Here is a 15971-nt window from a genome sequence, read left to right as displayed (position 1 = left end):
ATACTTCACCACAGACTTGATAAATCGGCCAAAATTTCGTATTTTTGAATATTACATTTAACAGTTTTTCAATGAGCGAAGAAAAGAAAAATGCATCCACCTACTCGGCCGATAATATTCAGGTATTAGAGGGTTTAGAGGCGGTTCGTAAGCGTCCATCCATGTATATTGGTGATACCGGTGTAAAAGGATTACACCACTTGGTATACGAGGTTGTAGACAATTCAATCGACGAAGCTGTAGCAGGGTACTGTACAGATATCTTTGTTACCATCCATAAAGACAATTCAATTTCTGTTCGGGATAACGGTCGTGGTATCCCTACCGGAATCAACAAAAAAGAGAATAAATCAGCGTTGGAGCTCGTTATGACGGTATTACATGCTGGTGGTAAGTTTGACAAAGATACATACAAAGTATCTGGGGGTCTACATGGTGTGGGGGTATCTTGTGTGAACGCATTGTCTACACTTTTGAAAGCTGAGGTACACCGCGATGGAAAAGTATACCAACAAGAGTATCAAATCGGTAAACCTTTATACGATGTAAAAGAAGTTGGTGTCTCTGATAAGACAGGTACAATTGTAACATTCCATCCAGATGCAACAATATTCACACAGACCACGGTATATAATTACGATACTTTGGCCAACCGACTTCGTGAGCTTGCATTCTTGAATAAAGGAGTAAGCCTTACTTTGGAGGACGAGCGTGAAACCAACGAAGACGGTTCAGAAAAAAAAGAAACTTTCCATTCTGAAGGTGGTTTGAAAGAATTTGTCAAATTCTTGGATGGCACGCGTCAAGCATTAATTCCTGAACCAATCTATGTAGAGGGAATCAAACAAGGTATTCCTGTGGAGTTGGCTTTACAATATAATGATACTTATTCTGAGAATGTCCATTCTTATGTAAATAATATCAACACGATCGAGGGTGGGTCACATGTCGCGGGTTTCCGCAGAGGTCTGACACGTACCTTGAAAGCATATGCTGATAAATCAGGTTTGCTTAAAAACTTAAAAGTCGAAATTACAGGCGATGATTTCCGTGAGGGATTGACTGCTGTCATTTCGGTGAAGGTTGCTGAGCCTCAATTTGAAGGGCAGACAAAAACCAAGTTAGGTAACTCCGAGGTAATGGGAGCTGTTGATGTAGCTGTTGGTGAGATTTTAGGTGTTTACCTTGAAGAAAACCCACGTGAAGCGAAATCTATTGTTCAAAAGGTTGTTATCGCAGCCCAGGCGCGCGCAGCGGCACGTAAAGCTCGTGACTTGGTACAACGCAAAACTGTAATGGGCGGTTCCGGACTTCCAGGTAAATTGGCCGATTGTCAAGATAATGACCCTACCAAATGTGAGATTTATTTTGTCGAGGGGGATTCTGCGGGGGGGACAGCTAAGTCTGGCCGTGACCGGAAGCACCAAGCCATTATGCCATTACGAGGTAAGATCCTGAACGTTGAAAAAGCAATGGAGCATAAGATCTATGAAAATGAAGAGATCAAAAATATGTTTACCGCTTTAGGCGTAAGCGTTGGTACCGCTGAAGATGCCAAAGCGTTGAATATTGACAAATTACGTTACCACCGTATCATTATCATGACCGATGCCGACGTGGATGGTTCCCACATTACGACTTTGATTCTGACATTCTATTTTAGATATATGAAAGAATTGATCGAAAGAGGATATGTATACATTGCTACTCCTCCTTTGTATCTTGTGAAAAAGGGTAAAGAACATGAGTATGCATGGAATGAAGACCAACGTATGAATGCTATTCAGCGTCTAAAAGGAACAGGTAAAGAAGATAGTGTACACGTACAGCGCTATAAAGGTCTAGGTGAGATGAATGCGGAGCAATTATGGGATACAACAATGAATCCTGAGACGCGTACTTTGCGTCAGGTAACTATTGAAAATGCTGCTGAATGTGACCGTATTTTTTCGATGTTAATGGGAGACGAAGTTGCACCTCGTCGTGAATTTATTGAGAAAAATGCACGTTACGCAAAAATTGATATCTAAGCACAATTTTATAGCGAAAATAAAAGGTCTGATGAAATTTTTCATCAGACCTTTTTTTATTCCATTTTATTTTCTAACTTAATACAAAGGAATCATTTTTCTGCCGGGATAAGTGCTTCTTCAACCAACGGATAGCCAATATTTAATAGAACCTATTATGAAATATTGTAGCAAAATTTTGCTCTTTATAGGTTATTTTATTGGGATAACCTGTATGGCGCAAACAAATGAAAAAATCAACCTTGAAGAACTATTTGAAAGTTTATCGGAGGAACTACCCGAAGATACCGATTTAAGTGAACTAAGTGAAAAATGGACTTACTATCTAAAAAATCCAATTGATCTGAATAAGACTGATGGGACAGAACTAATCGAATTACAATTTATAGATCCTTTATTGTTGCAGCGGTTGATTGAGCATCGTCAGGTTTCCGGCGACTTTATCAATATCTTGGAGATCCAGTCCATTGAGGGGTTTAATACACGGATTGTGAGCTTATTGTTGCCTTTCGTTAAAGTCGGAGAGGCTAGTCCATTTACTGGAAGCAAATTCAATGATTTATCACACGAATTTATATTGCGTTATGGACGGACCATAGAGAAAACAAAAGGGTACCAAATTATAGATACCACAAGATCCCGTTACCTGGGAGACCCCAACCGATATGCCTTCCGATATCGGGCTAATCTAAAAGATAAAATTCGCTTAGCAATAAATATGGAAAAGGATGCTGGCGAGCCATTTTTTAGGGATAAGCAAAAATTAGGATTTGATTTTTATGGAGTAAGTTTATTCGTTAAGTCCATTGGTCCAGTCCGCAACCTTGTCATTGGAGATTATGCATTGCAATTTGGTCAGGGACTTAGCATGTGGAATGGTTTGAGCTTTGGTAAGGGAGGACTCGTACAGAATACCGCCAGACAAGGAATCGGTGTGAAGCAATACACGTCATTAAATGAGGTTAATTTTATGCGCGGGATTACTGGAACCTTACAACTGTGGCGATTTGAGATCACACCATATTTTTCATACCAGAACATCGATGCTAATGTATCCGATAATATAGAATCTAGGGTAATTAAGACGATTGCAAAATCAGGATTACACCGGACAGCAACTGAGCAACGCTATAGAAATGCTGCACATCAAATGACTTATGGGGTGAATGTTTTATGGCGACATAATCGATTCAAAATAGGAGTCAATTTCAATCAATCTCAATTGGATGCGATTAAGCTCAAAGGGACGGGCAAAAGACAGCAGTATGATTTCGAAGGCGATTTGTTGCAAAATATAAGTCTATATACAAACTATACGTTCCGAAATGCCCATCTATTTGGAGAATATGCCAGTAGTCTAGATGGTGGATCGGCTATGTTATTGGGGTCAATTGTCAGCTTACACTCACGCGTATCCACAGTTGTTCTTGTTCGGAATTATAGAAAAAACTACCATACTTTTTATGGGCAGGGCTTTGGTGAATCGAGTAACAACTCAAATGAAGAGGGAATTTATGCGGGACTTAGCTATCAATTGGCAAGAAAGTTAGTTTGGTCCAGTTACATTGATATATTTCGATTCCCAGAGGCTAAATATCAGGCCGATACCGCATCTGTAGGTGCGGACTTTTTTAGTCAACTCAGTTATATATGGTATAAGAGGGGACAACTCACGTTGAGGTATAGAAATCGATTAAAACAGACAGATTATTTAGGAGAGGGGCAAACTGAATCAGGACTGGCGAATAGCTCAAAACAACAAGTTCGTATAGAGTTTCAATATAAATTGAATCGTATCTGGACTATTCGTTCCCGAGCTGAAGCTAATTTATTCCAGAAAGAATATGAGGATAATAGCTTGGGCTATCTATTTTATCAGGATGTTTTCTGGAAACCAGATGTCGGAAAAATTCAATTGAATTCACGGATAGCCTATTTTCAAGCTGATACTTATGATAATCGGATCTATGCTTATGAGAACGATGTGTTATATGCTTCAGGATTTGGAATGTATAATATGAAAGGCTGGCGTGCATATCTGAATTTAAGGTATAGAATAAACCATAATCTTGATATATGGGCAAAGTATGGCGTTTATTATTATCCTGATAAAGACGTCATCGGTACAGGATTGGATGAGATCAGCGGTAATAGAAAGTCCGAAATCAAGCTGCAATTGAGATGGCAATTATGAAGGAATTGAGTTTTTATCAAAAGCTGGAACGAATTCCTATACTAAAGATTGCTTCGGTTTACGCTATTGGGCTTTTTACAGCTCCAGTGCTAAAGCTCTCACCTGTATGGTTTCAATACCTGCAATATAGCTTGTTCCTGTTAACAGGAATAACCCTTTGTTGCTATATACTCAAAGGAAGACTCTTTAAATATAGCTATCTTATCGGATATTATATGCTGGTCCTGTTATTTGCTGTGTGGCAATTTTGGCGTAACGACCCGCTTTACGTCACAAATCATTTTTCACATTTTGAGTTAGATAACTATGTTGTGGATATTACTGAGGAGCCTAAAGCTAAGTCCGGTGTCATTCGATTCTCAGCTGAGGTAATAGGTGGTTATAGCCAGGGAGGTTTTATTGCAACTACCGGCAAGATTATGATCTCCTTAAAGTCTAGAGTGAAAGACCAGTTTCAATATGCCGATCGGATTTGGTTAGCCGGTAAAATGGTAAGCGTACCTCCGCCATTGAATCCACTCGAGTTTGACTATAAAGAACACTTGGAAAGAGCCGATATCTATCATCAAATTTTCTTACGAACGGATAGCTGTACCACAATCGAAAAAGGAGCTTCCCAATCCGCCGATATTACCGGTATGGCGCTAGAAATACGGGGGTATTTTTTAAAGAAACTTCGGAATTATTTTAAGAAAGAGGAACACTTCTCCATTGTAGCTGCTTTGATATACGGTTTTCGTAATAATCTTGATGAAGATACCATAAGGACATTTACAAATACGGGAACGATACATGTATTGAGCGTTTCTGGAATGCATGTGGCAGTGCTTTTCGGGTTTTTATCGCTCGTATTTAGATATATTCCCTTGCCGTTAATGTTGAACTGGGTGCCTGTTGTAATAACATTTTCCGCGATTTGGCTATACGCTTTTATTACGGGCTTAGATCCACCTATTACCCGCTCTGCTATTATGATAAGTTTTGTTTTATCCGCACAATATTTTAAACGAAATAGTTCGACTTTAAATGCGCTGGTTGCTGCCGCAACAGTTATTTTGCTTTTGTCTCCTAGGGCGGTTACGAATGTGGGATTTCAGCTCTCATTTTTGGCGGTCTTAGGCATGATATTATTTTTGCCAATTTTTGAAAAAATGATTGTTGCAAAAAATCCGGTACTGCGTTTTTTTAGGGATACCGTTGGTATCTCTATAGCCGCACAAATTTTGACAACACCACTTACGCTCTATTATTTTGGACAATTCCCTACCTATTTTTTACTGGCTAATCTACTAGTTGATTTCCCTTCAACATTAGCAATGTATCTGGGGTTTGTGATGACAATCAATCCCATTGATTGGTTAAATGAGATCTTGGGAAATCTTCTGGAAAATTTAATCAGATTTATGCTTTATTTCCTGAATTCCATTGATCATTTGGCCTTTTCAACGATCAAAATCAATATCATTGACAATGGTCTCCTTTTTCTTTCATATGCGGCTATTTTTTCGTTTTTGTATGCCTATCAATGGAAAGACAAAAAGTATCACTATCTGGGGCTCCTTTGTGTGACTGGGATCATGATCATAGACATCAATCAACAGATGATAAATAAAAATATGGAGCGATTTCGGGTATACAATACGAAAAATGAACTAACAGTAGCTTATTTTAAGAATAGACGGGCTGTAATTTATAGCACCTTTGATTCATTAAATCATAAAGCTCTGCAATATGCTTGCGGTCGGGAAATCCAGGTATTGACTACTGATGGCAATATTCAATTTATTCCATTAAATGGTAAAGCTATAAGGAATAATTATTTAATAGAGCTACCAATAGGAAAAGTAGTCATTATGGAGCATTTTAAAGATACACTACCACAAGCAGATCTATTGGTCATTAGGAAGAATGCTATTCATAAACTATCTGCGGCAGTGCGTATAATTTCACCCAAACAGGTTATCCTTGATGGTTCCAATTCACTGACAAAATCGTTCAAAGCCCAGGTCATACTGGACAGCTTGCGTATAAAGAGTTATATCATAAAAGATAATTTTGCGTATGTTTGGGATAAGGAGAGCTTATGACTTTAGATAGTATATCAATCTTAAGGCAATATTGGGGTTTTGAATCATTTCGACCATTACAGGAAGAAATTATTCAGTCAGTTATTTCTGGTAAAGATACACTTGCTTTACTACCTACAGGAGGGGGGAAATCCATTTGTTTTCAGGTGCCAGCATTGATGATGGAGGGAATCTGCATCGTGGTAACACCGCTGATTGCGCTGATGAAAGATCAAGTAGAACATCTGAAGAAAAACGGTATTCAGGCAGTCGCTATTTATTCAGGAATGAAAAAGAGGGAAGTGGATATTACCTTGGATAATTGTGTCTATGGAAAAATAAAGTTTCTTTACCTATCTCCTGAGCGATTGTATAATGATCTTGTCAGGGAGCGGATCCGCTTTATGAACGTCAATCTGTTTGCTATCGATGAAGCACATTGTATTTCTCAATGGGGTTATGATTTTAGGCCACCTTATCTGGAGTTAGCAAAACTGAAAGAGCTTCATCCTAAAGTGCCATTTTTAGCGCTGACAGCAACCGCAACTGAACGGGTTATTGTCGATATACAGCAGAAACTCAATTTTCCGCAGAAGAATGTATTTGTCAAAAGTTTTCTTCGGGACAATTTAGCCTATATGGCTATTGAGGAAGAGGACAAAATGGGACGGATGGTGCGTATTATTCATAAACTGGGTGGATCAGGTATTGTGTATGTTCGAAATCGGAGAGAGACGCAGGAAATAGCACGTATTTTAATCAACAATGGAATTGCATCAGACTACTATCATGCGGGACTGCCGGGGCAAGAGCGTGATCAGAAGCAGAATGGCTGGATGACTAATGCTGTTCGTGTTATCGTTGCCACAAATGCTTTTGGTATGGGAATCGATAAACCTGATGTTCGTTTTGTAATTCACCTAGATCTGCCTGATTCGCTGGAAGCTTATTACCAGGAAGCTGGTAGGGCCGGACGTGATGGTAAAAAAGCTTATCCAGTTATTCTTTATCAAAAGAATGATGAAAAAAAGCTTGTTGATAACTTGGAAGCCAGCTTTCCGGATGTTCCTTTCATTCAACAGACTTATCATTATTTATGTAATCATTTCCAGATTCCCTATGGAGCGGGCGAAGGTCTGACAATAGATTTTGATGTGGTTACGTTTGCCAAAAAATATCAATTGCCTTTGGTGCCGGTCATGAATGCATTGAAATTTTTGGAACGCGATGGTTGGTTGACGTTGTCAGAAGCGGTAACGATACCCTCACGTTTCAAATTTGAAATTGATAGCACAGAATTGTATAAGGTTCAAGTGCAATATGTGAAATATGATAAATTGATTAAGGCAATTTTACGTACCTATGGTGGCGTTTTTGAGAATTACATACTAATTAATGAATATGAATTTGCAAATAAGCTTGGAGTTCCATACGGTCGGGTGGTAGAACTGCTAAAATCACTGGAAGCATTGGAAATTGCGAGTTACCTCCCTTCTACGGATGCACCACAGCTGACATTTTTGCAAAATCGTGTTGACTATAAACACCTGTACATCGATCATATCTTTATTCGCGACCGTCATCAGGTCAAAGGGGAACAGGTCAATGGAATGATAGATTATATCGAAAAGTCCCATTGTCGCAGCCAGTCCTTGCTGCTTTATTTTGGCGAAAAGAATGCAGGTTTCTGCCAGGTATGTGACCTCTGCTTAATGCGTATACATAAAGAAAGCCAGCGAGCTAAAATTAAGGAAGAGATAAAAAACAGCTTGTTGTTGGCACCTAAAAGTCTTCACGACCTGATTGACAGTTTGACCCTTGGAACTGAAAAAAGAAGAATAGAGGTTGTCCGAGACCTACTGGATGCCGAAGTAATTCGTTTGGAGGACAAGCTCTATTCCTGGAATACTTTATTTTGATTATTTTTCTATTGGGAGGTTAAGTTCTTCTCGGCCCCATTCAGACCAGGAACCATCGTATACACGTATGTTTGTTTGGCCTGAAATATACGATGCAAAGGCAAGGATAGAGGCAGTTACCCCCGAACCACAGGAAAATATGTATTCACTTCCTGTTGTTTTAAATTGATCAAATTGCTGCTTAAGTTCATCAACTTGTTTATAATAAATACCATCAAGCAATTCTTCGAAAGGCAGGTTTTTGGAATGTGGAATATGTCCACCATTAAGGCCTTTTCGGGGTTCAGCAACTAAACCAATAAATCTTCCTTTACTTCTAGCATCGAAAATACTTACTTCTGGTGCTTTGTAATGTGCTAAGATATACTCTTTGTCAGCGTAAAGGTTTTTTTGGAAATGTGCCTTGAAATTTCCCGTATTATGCTGCTGCTTGTAACTGTCTGTTAGTTCAAATTTATTTTTTTTCCAGGCAGGAACTCCTCCATTTAAAATATAGACCTGATCAAACCCCATGACTTTAAACATCCACCAGGCACGTGGACTGGAATAAACTCCCCATCTATCATATAAAACAACGATACTGTTCTGATCAATTCCTAAAGCTTGAGCTTCTTTCTCAAACACCTGTTCAGATACTAAGGTATGGGGCAATTTAGCCGCGTGCTCAGAGAATTTCCCCTCGATATCAAAAAATAATGAATTTGGAAGTAATTCTAATTTTGCGTCTTTTAAAGATTGACCGACCTTATCGATGGTGCAGTCTAGTAGGATTACATTTCCATTTTGGACCAATGTATCCTGAAGTTCGGATGGACTAATTAAGGCTGATTTGAATAACATAACAATGATCTTATGTACACAAAATTACAAAGCAGACCGTTAAAAACAAAGCGGCTGTTCTTTTGGAACAGCCGCTTTTTATGGATTGAAAATACTAATTACTTAGCGTTTTTGTCATTTTCCATTTGCTCTTTCAATTGAGCTAACACGTCTAAGTCGCCTAAAGTAGATTTTTCAACTGAATCTTTTACTTTTTTAACAGCTGAAGACTCAGCTTTAGCGTCTTTTTTACGGTTGCTAGACTCTTCTTTGCGAGCTTCTTCTTTCTCTTCTTCCCAGATACGAGAGTGAGAAATTACCAAACGTTTGTTCTCTTTGTTGAACTCGATGATTTTGAATGAAGTTACTTCATCAACTTTCAATGAAGAACCGTCTTCTTTAACAGAGTGTTTAGAAGGACAGAAACCTTCAACACCATATTGTAGCGCAACGATATCACCTTTGTCACCAACTTTGATCACAGTACCTTCGTGGATAGAACCTTCAGTGAAGATTGTCTCGAAAGTATCCCAAGGATTTTCTTCCAATTGTTTGTGACCTAAAGATAATTTACGGTTTTCTTCATCTAATTCTAATACAACTACTTCTAATGTTTCACCAACTTTAGTGAATTCGTTAGGGTGGTTAATTTTTTTAGACCAAGATAAATCAGAGATGTGGATCAAACCGTCGATACCTTCTTCTAACTCAACAAATACACCGAAGTTAGTCATGTTTTTAACAACAGCTGTTTGTTTAGAGCCTACTGGGTAACGCTCAGTAATGTTTTTCCAAGGATCTGGAGTCAATTGTTTGATACCTAAGCTCATTTTACGCTCATCACGATCTAAAGTTAAGATTTGAGCTTCGATCTCATCACCAACTTTTAAGAACTCTTGTGGAGAACGTAAGTTTTGAGACCAAGACATTTCAGAAACGTGGATCAAACCTTCAACACCTGGGATGATTTCTAAGAAAGCACCGTAATCAGCAACTGTTACGATTTTACCTTTAACTTTAGAACCTACTTCTAATGCTGTATCTAAAGATTCCCAAGGGTGCTCAGATAATTGTTTCAAGCCTAAAGCGATACGTTTTTTCTCATCATCAAAGTCTAATACAACAACGTTGATTGTTTGATCTAAAGATAAAACTTCTTTTGGATGCTCGATACGACCCCAAGAGATATCTGTGATATGCAACAAACCGTCAACACCACCTAAGTCGATGAATACACCGAAGTCAGTGATATTTTTAACAGTTCCTTCTAATACTTGACCTTTTTCTAATTTAGCAACGATCTCAGATTTTTGGTTTTCTAAGTCGTTCTCAATTAATACTTTGTGTGATACGACAACGTTTTTGAATTCGTGGTTGATTTTAACAACTTTGAATTCCATTGTTTTACCTACGTATATATCGTAGTCACGGATAGGCTTGATATCAATTTGAGATCCAGGTAAGAAAGCTTCAACACCTTTGATGTCAACGATAAGACCACCTTTAGTACGGCTCTTAACGAAGCCAGTAATGATTGCATCATTTTCCAATGCCTCATTGATAGCTTCCCAAGATTTTTGAGTTTTAGCACGTTTGCGAGAAAGTACTAATTGACCGTTAGCATCTTCTTGAGATTCAACGAATACGTCAACTTTGTCACCAATTTTTAATTCTGGTAAGTCACGGAATTCGGATAAAGAAACTAAACCGTCAGATTTGAAACCAACATTTAAGACTACGTCTTTATTGTTGATAGAAACGACAGTACCTTCAATAATTTCACCTTGGTTAACTTGGTTGAAAGTATCTGCGTATTGTGCTTCAAGTTTAGCGCGTTCAGCTTCGCTATAATTTCCGAAACCTTTATCATTTGCATCCCAGTCAAATTCACCTTCTGGTGTGATCCAAGTGTTTGATTTGATTTCGTCGATTAAGTTTGAATCAGCTTCTGATTCAATTTTTTCAGTGTCTTTCACTACTTTAGTGTCAGCACCTTGTAGCTCTGCGTTTTTCGCTGCTAATTCTTTTTCTGCTTCTTGTTTTTTTGCCATTAATTAATTTTCTCCTTTTTCCTACGTTGTAGGAGTTGCAAAGGTACAAAAAAACTTTTAATGCAAAATTTTATTTTTCTTATTTTATTGAAAGACTTTCAGTTATCCCCTAGTTATAGGTTGCTGTCGTACAACTGGGGCTGAAGGGGCTCAGGACATGAGCTTTCATTGGTCAGAATAGGAGAGGTTTAAGCCTGACAACATTCTTTTTGACTGTTCGTTGTGTCTTGTAGTGCCTATTCGTTATCTTTTTTAAATGAGTTGAAGATCCGCGGCTTGGCAATGACAATGGTTTGCTTGGACAATGCTATTGCGGCATTTAGCTCATAGCCCAATAATAATATCAGGGTATTGAGGTAGATCCAGAGCATAATGACGATCAATGTTCCGATCGAACCATATAATTTATTATATGCACCAAAATGATTAATATAGAATGTGAAAATCGAGAAAGTCAAAATCGCTAATATTGTGGCCATGGAGGCGCCGGGGCTAAAAAGCTTCCACTTGTTTGATGTAGATGGACCAAACTTATAGATACAGCTCACCGTAAAGAAATAAATTGCGAAAATAATAATCCATCGTGCGAGTTTTAACAAAGTCGCCCACATACTGGATTTAATGCCCGTGGTTTCTTTTAGATAATCAATCGTTACACCAGCAATGGTGAATACAGTCATTCCGACGGTGAGAGCAAAAATAATCAGAAAGGCTAATGTTAGCGCAATGAGCCTTTTTCTTATCCAAGGTCTTTTCTCGGTCATTAAGGAAGCTTTATTGAAAGCATTCATTAATGAGGCCATGCCATTGGTCGCAAAATATGCTGCGAAAAGAAAACCAAAGGAAAGGAGCCCACCATTCTGGTTTTTAATAATATCCTCGAGGGTGGTTTCAACAACAAGGAATGCATTTTTAGGAATGACAACCGCTAAAAAATCCAGTAATTGCTCCTGAAAGTTGTTGATTGGGATATACGGAATTAATGTAAATAGAAAGATTATGCCAGGAAATATGGCCAACAAAAAACTATATGATAATGAAGAGGCCTTACTGACGATTGAATCTCTGGCGAGCTCCTGGAAGAAAAACACCGCTACAGTATAAAGGGGAAGTGAACCAAATCCTGGTAACACAACCCGTTTGCTCCATTCGATTAATCTAAAATAAGGTTCAAAATTTAATAGCCATTGGTGGAATTTCCCCATATCAATTAAAATATTTACTCATCTTATCCTGAAAGATCTGTGGAGGCATACAAGGTTTGTTCTTTTCCATATTGACAAATACCAATGTTGTCTCTCCTTGATTGAGTAACTCGCCACTTTCGTTAAAAAGTTCATATTCAAAAATAATACGGACCGCCGGTTTCTTACGAATAGTTACCCGGATCGTTATCAAATCATCATACTTACCCGGTTTGAGATATTTTGTTTTCAACTCCGTGACAGGAAGCATAACGCCCATTTCTTCCAGTTCTTTGTAAGATATCCCAGTACTTCTCAGCATTTCAGTTCTCGCTATTTCGTAAAAAGCAGCGTAATTACCATAATAGACATAACCCATTTGGTCTGTTTCTGCATAGCGGACACGAATCTGATGGTCAAATACAAACATTATTTCTTGATATTTCTGGCATCTAACGCTTGTTGGAATTTTCGCGCATTTACCAGGTGTTCTACTTCTGTTTTTGCAAAATTATGGTAGCCTGAGAAATCATCCTTTGCACACATATAGATATAGTCATGTTGTTTGAAATTCAGAACCGCATCAATGGCAGCAATACTCGGGATGGAAATAGGCCCCGGAGGCAAGCCTCTATATATGTATGTATTGTAAGGGTTGTCCATTCTTAAATGTTTATTTAAGACCCTTCTGATCGTAAAATCATTATTAGCAAAGATTACTGTTGGATCGGCTTGTAGGAGCATGCCTTTTTTTAGACGATTTAAATATAAGCCAGCGATCATGGGCATTTCGTCTTGGTGCAAAGCCTCGCCTTTAACGATGGAAGCCAATGTACTCACCTGTTGTGGTGTTAGATTCAGTGTTTTTGCTTTAGCAATGCGATCTGCGTTCCAGAATTTTTTCCACTCATCATCAAAGCGGGCAATAATCTTTTCTGGACTCGTGTTCCAGTAAATTTCATAGGTATTTGGAATGAAAATTGAAATCAGGTTTTCTTTGGTAAATCCAAATTTTTGCGCTGTAGCTTCATCATTCAGTATTGCAATAAATTGTGCTGAATCAGCCTCAAAGTTTTTGCCCAATAATGCAGCCATATTTTCTTTTAGCCTTACATTGGCAAATCTAAATTTCACAGGTTCCTGATAGCCTCCGATCAAGTTACCGATCAAACGTCTATTGTTCATCCCGGGAGTTAATAAGTAGCGACCCGGCTTAACATTTTGTTCGTATTTTTTATATTGAGCAGCACGTTCGAATGAAGCGATATCATCCAAAAGACTAGAGTCTTGAATCGATTTGAGGACATCTTCATACTTTGCACCCTCATGAATGTAAAGATATTTTTTCTCTCCAGAAACGTTTGAGGCAAAGAAAGCCTTATAAAATGTCCATGCAAAATACCCCCCGACAAGGATGACGATTAATGCAACAATTTTTAACCAACTTGGTATTCCTTTTTTATTTTCCATCAGAATTACTTTTTTATATCTGTGATAAAACCTTCACCGACATAGAACTCATCTTTTATACAAATGATTATGGCTTATGAAGGTTTCATGATCGCTTTAGAAGCCTAGACTATTTGCTTTATTTTCCTTTTTTTGTCCCGCTGTAGGCGCTGTATTTGAAGACTTGGCGGGAGGGGTGTTTGTTGTCGTTTTTGTCGTGGTAGCTGGCTTCGTAGCAACGGGCTTCGCGGCAGGTGGGTTCGACTGAGTCGGAGTTACCTGTGGTTTGGGTACAGTTGAAGAGCCTGGTGTACCTGTTGTCGGTGAAGGCGCTGTCAGCGAAAGTGTCACGTCTATTTTGGCACCTAAGCTTGTTAATCCCTTTTCTACCCCCGGAGATTGCACACTGATCACCGCTGTTGTTGTATCGGTTACATTGGGATCGTAGGTTACTGTTCCCAAGCCAAGTCCGGCACCAGAAAGGGCAAATTTAGCTTCGTTCAAAGGCAGTCCGATCAGATTGGGGATTTCAACTTCATTCGCCCCAAGACCATTACCTAGGACAAGATCTATCCGTGAACCTTTTGGAATCATTCGGCCATTTCGAATAGACTGACCCGCAAATTGAGCATCCAGAACAATATCTCTAGCAATATCAGCAACATAAGAAGTGTCACCTATTTTAAGATTATGATTTTTCAAGATAGCTGTTGCTTCGATCAGGGTCTTATCTTTAATATTTGGAAAGGAGACTTCCGGAGCCACCTGGGTGATAATGGTCAGATAAATTGTTCGACCAGATTTCACATGAAATCCCTGCTCGGGATCTTGTTCGATCACTAGGCCCGGTTTAGCATCCATCTGATAGACGGAGTCTATTTGATATTCTAATCCGGCATCCTCCAAGGCTTGGATGGCTGCGTTGATATGGAGTCCCTTTATTTTTGGAACTGCAATAGATTCATCATGCTTAGTATATATTTTCAGCCCCACATATACGGCAAGAAATAAGCAGACTATCGCGATGAATGCGGCAATGAGATTTTTTCTGAAGGTGGGTGTCTGAAGATATTGTACGACTTTGGACATTACTGTGTTTGATAAAAATGAATTCTGCATAGAACCGCAATATTGAAGCCAATTTTGCAGAATGGTTAAATAAAATTATTCCTCACAAAATTATTCGTTTTTCCGTGTATAGCAAATTATATTTGCTATTCGAATCGCTAAAATTTATGAAAGCAAAAATAGCATTAATAACTGGAGGTTATACAGGGGAGGCCGAAGTTTCTTTTAAAAGTTCTGCCTTTGTCAACTCTCAACTCGATCATGACAAATACGATGTGTACCTGATTACCATATCAAAAGACGCATGGTTTTATACTGATAAAGATGGTCGGCAGTATCCGATCCTGCGCGAAAGCTTTACCTTACCATTAAATGGAGAGACAATAAGTTTTGACTTAGCCTTTATTATGGTTCATGGCGTACCCGGAGAGGATGGAAGACTACAGAGCTACTTTGATTTACTGGATATTCCTTATACTTCATGCGATGCGCTGACGTCAGCTTTGACGATGAACAAGGGCTACACGAAGGCGGTCTTAAGTGGTATTCCTGAATTGTACCTGGCCAAATCGGTTTTATTATTTGAATCGCAACGGGCGGAAGCAGTCAACGTTGTAGAAACTAACCTTTCCCTTCCATATTTTGTGAAGCCTAACGCTGGTGGAAGTAGTATCGGAATGACAAAGGTGAAAGAATCAGTTCAGTTACAGGAAGCTATTGACAAAGCATTCGATGCCGAGAATACGGGAAAACAAGTGATTGTTGAAGAATTTGTGACCGGACGTGAGTTTTCTGAAGGGATTTTCCGTAATGCGAAAGGGGAATTGGTCGTGTTGCCTGCAACAGAGGTTCGTACGACACGTGAATTTTTTGATTTTGAAGCGAAATATATCCCTGGCTTGACCGAGGAAATTACACCAGCAGACCTGACGACAGAGCAGCAAGAACGTGCTGCCCGTATTCTGAAGGAAATTTATGTTAGGTTAAATTGTAAAGGCATGGTGCGCGTGGACTTTTTCCTGGAAAACGGTACCGATAAGTTTTACTTTATCGAGATCAATACAATTCCTGGGCAGACAGCACAGAGTTTTATCCCGCAGCAGGTGCGTGCCTTTGGTATGAAAGAAGGTGATTTCTATGGTGAATTGATCGAAAGCGCTTTATTATCCGCTAAATAAAATAGATCATTTC

At 38.8% G+C, this 15971-nt stretch carries 11 protein-coding genes; 5 read left to right on the top strand and 6 right to left on the bottom strand.

What is annotated here, in order from left to right; all coding sequences use genetic code 11:
* Positions 1-71 precede the first annotated feature (71 nt).
* The 4 genes from gyrB (at position 72) to LC454_RS05895 (ending at position 8209) form a co-directional block, all read left to right on the top strand.
* Complete coding sequence (gyrB, locus tag LC454_RS05910; RefSeq protein WP_223580580.1) at positions 72-2030, top strand: DNA topoisomerase (ATP-hydrolyzing) subunit B; 1959 nt, start codon at positions 72-74, stop codon at positions 2028-2030.
* A gap of 214 nt (positions 2031-2244) precedes the next feature.
* Positions 2245-4224 carry a ComEA family DNA-binding protein gene (locus LC454_RS05905; RefSeq protein WP_223580578.1) on the top strand — a complete coding sequence of 660 codons (1980 nt, stop codon included), beginning with the start codon at positions 2245-2247 and terminating at the stop codon, positions 4222-4224.
* Positions 4212-6311, top strand: a complete 2100-nt coding sequence (locus LC454_RS05900; protein ID WP_223580576.1) for a ComEC/Rec2 family competence protein — start codon at positions 4212-4214, stop codon at positions 6309-6311. The genes LC454_RS05905 and LC454_RS05900 overlap by 13 nt, the downstream gene beginning before the upstream one ends.
* Positions 6308-8209, top strand: a complete 1902-nt coding sequence (locus tag LC454_RS05895) for an ATP-dependent DNA helicase RecQ (protein ID WP_223580574.1) — start codon at positions 6308-6310, stop codon at positions 8207-8209. The genes LC454_RS05900 and LC454_RS05895 overlap by 4 nt, the downstream gene beginning before the upstream one ends.
* Here LC454_RS05895 and LC454_RS05890 read toward each other — a convergent pair whose 3' ends face one another.
* The 6 genes from LC454_RS05890 to LC454_RS05865 form a co-directional block, all read right to left on the bottom strand.
* Positions 8210-9049: a sulfurtransferase gene (locus LC454_RS05890; protein ID WP_223580572.1), complete on the bottom strand. Its 840-nt coding sequence runs from the start codon at positions 9047-9049 to the stop codon at positions 8210-8212.
* A gap of 98 nt (positions 9050-9147) precedes the next feature.
* Positions 9148-11079 carry a 30S ribosomal protein S1 gene (rpsA, locus tag LC454_RS05885; RefSeq protein ID WP_223580570.1) on the bottom strand — a complete coding sequence of 644 codons (1932 nt, stop codon included), beginning with the start codon at positions 11077-11079 and terminating at the stop codon, positions 9148-9150.
* Positions 11080-11315: 236 nt separating this feature from the next.
* On the bottom strand, positions 11316-12284 hold the full coding sequence (locus tag LC454_RS05880) for a YihY/virulence factor BrkB family protein (RefSeq protein WP_223580568.1): 969 nt from the start codon (positions 12282-12284) through the stop codon (positions 11316-11318).
* 1 nt (position 12285) lies between these two features.
* The gene (locus LC454_RS05875; RefSeq protein ID WP_223580566.1) at positions 12286-12693 is read right to left on the bottom strand and encodes an acyl-CoA thioesterase; all 408 of its coding nucleotides are present in this window, start codon (positions 12691-12693) and stop codon (positions 12286-12288) included.
* Positions 12693-13733: an endolytic transglycosylase MltG gene (gene mltG / locus LC454_RS05870; RefSeq protein ID WP_223580564.1), complete on the bottom strand. Its 1041-nt coding sequence runs from the start codon at positions 13731-13733 to the stop codon at positions 12693-12695. Before mltG ends, LC454_RS05875 begins: the two co-directional genes overlap by 1 nt.
* A 96-nt stretch (positions 13734-13829) precedes the next feature.
* Positions 13830-14831 (bottom strand): PASTA domain-containing protein, encoded by a 1002-nt coding sequence (locus tag LC454_RS05865; RefSeq protein ID WP_223580562.1) that lies wholly within the window; start codon positions 14829-14831, stop codon positions 13830-13832.
* A 116-nt stretch (positions 14832-14947) separates the two neighbouring features.
* On the opposite strand from LC454_RS05865, the gene LC454_RS05860 reads away from it, so the two are divergent.
* Positions 14948-15958 carry a D-alanine--D-alanine ligase gene (locus tag LC454_RS05860; RefSeq protein WP_223580560.1) on the top strand — a complete coding sequence of 337 codons (1011 nt, stop codon included), beginning with the start codon at positions 14948-14950 and terminating at the stop codon, positions 15956-15958.
* Positions 15959-15971 lie beyond the last annotated feature (13 nt).

Source organism: Sphingobacterium sp. GVS05A, from assembly GCF_019969845.1.
GTDB lineage: Bacteria > Bacteroidota > Bacteroidia > Sphingobacteriales > Sphingobacteriaceae > Sphingobacterium.
This window is presented reverse-complemented; position numbering and strand designations above follow the sequence as displayed.

Bases quoted from the DNA above. Each gene is read 5' to 3' on its own strand.
- LC454_RS05890 (WP_223580572.1), bottom strand. From the start codon at position 9,049: ATGTTATTCAAATCAGCCTTAATTAGTCCATCCGAACTTCAGGATACA.
- gyrB (WP_223580580.1), top strand. From the start codon at position 72: ATGAGCGAAGAAAAGAAAAATGCATCCACCTACTCGGCCGATAATATT.
- LC454_RS05900 (WP_223580576.1), top strand. From the start codon at position 4,212: ATGGCAATTATGAAGGAATTGAGTTTTTATCAAAAGCTGGAACGAATT.
- LC454_RS05895 (WP_223580574.1), top strand. From the start codon at position 6,308: ATGACTTTAGATAGTATATCAATCTTAAGGCAATATTGGGGTTTTGAA.
- rpsA (WP_223580570.1), bottom strand. From the start codon at position 11,079: ATGGCAAAAAAACAAGAAGCAGAAAAAGAATTAGCAGCGAAAAACGCA.
- LC454_RS05880 (WP_223580568.1), bottom strand. From the start codon at position 12,284: ATGGGGAAATTCCACCAATGGCTATTAAATTTTGAACCTTATTTTAGA.
- LC454_RS05875 (WP_223580566.1), bottom strand. From the start codon at position 12,693: ATGTTTGTATTTGACCATCAGATTCGTGTCCGCTATGCAGAAACAGAC.
- LC454_RS05905 (WP_223580578.1), top strand. From the start codon at position 2,245: ATGGCGCAAACAAATGAAAAAATCAACCTTGAAGAACTATTTGAAAGT.
- LC454_RS05860 (WP_223580560.1), top strand. From the start codon at position 14,948: ATGAAAGCAAAAATAGCATTAATAACTGGAGGTTATACAGGGGAGGCC.
- mltG (WP_223580564.1), bottom strand. From the start codon at position 13,733: ATGGAAAATAAAAAAGGAATACCAAGTTGGTTAAAAATTGTTGCATTA.
- LC454_RS05865 (WP_223580562.1), bottom strand. From the start codon at position 14,831: ATGCAGAATTCATTTTTATCAAACACAGTAATGTCCAAAGTCGTACAA.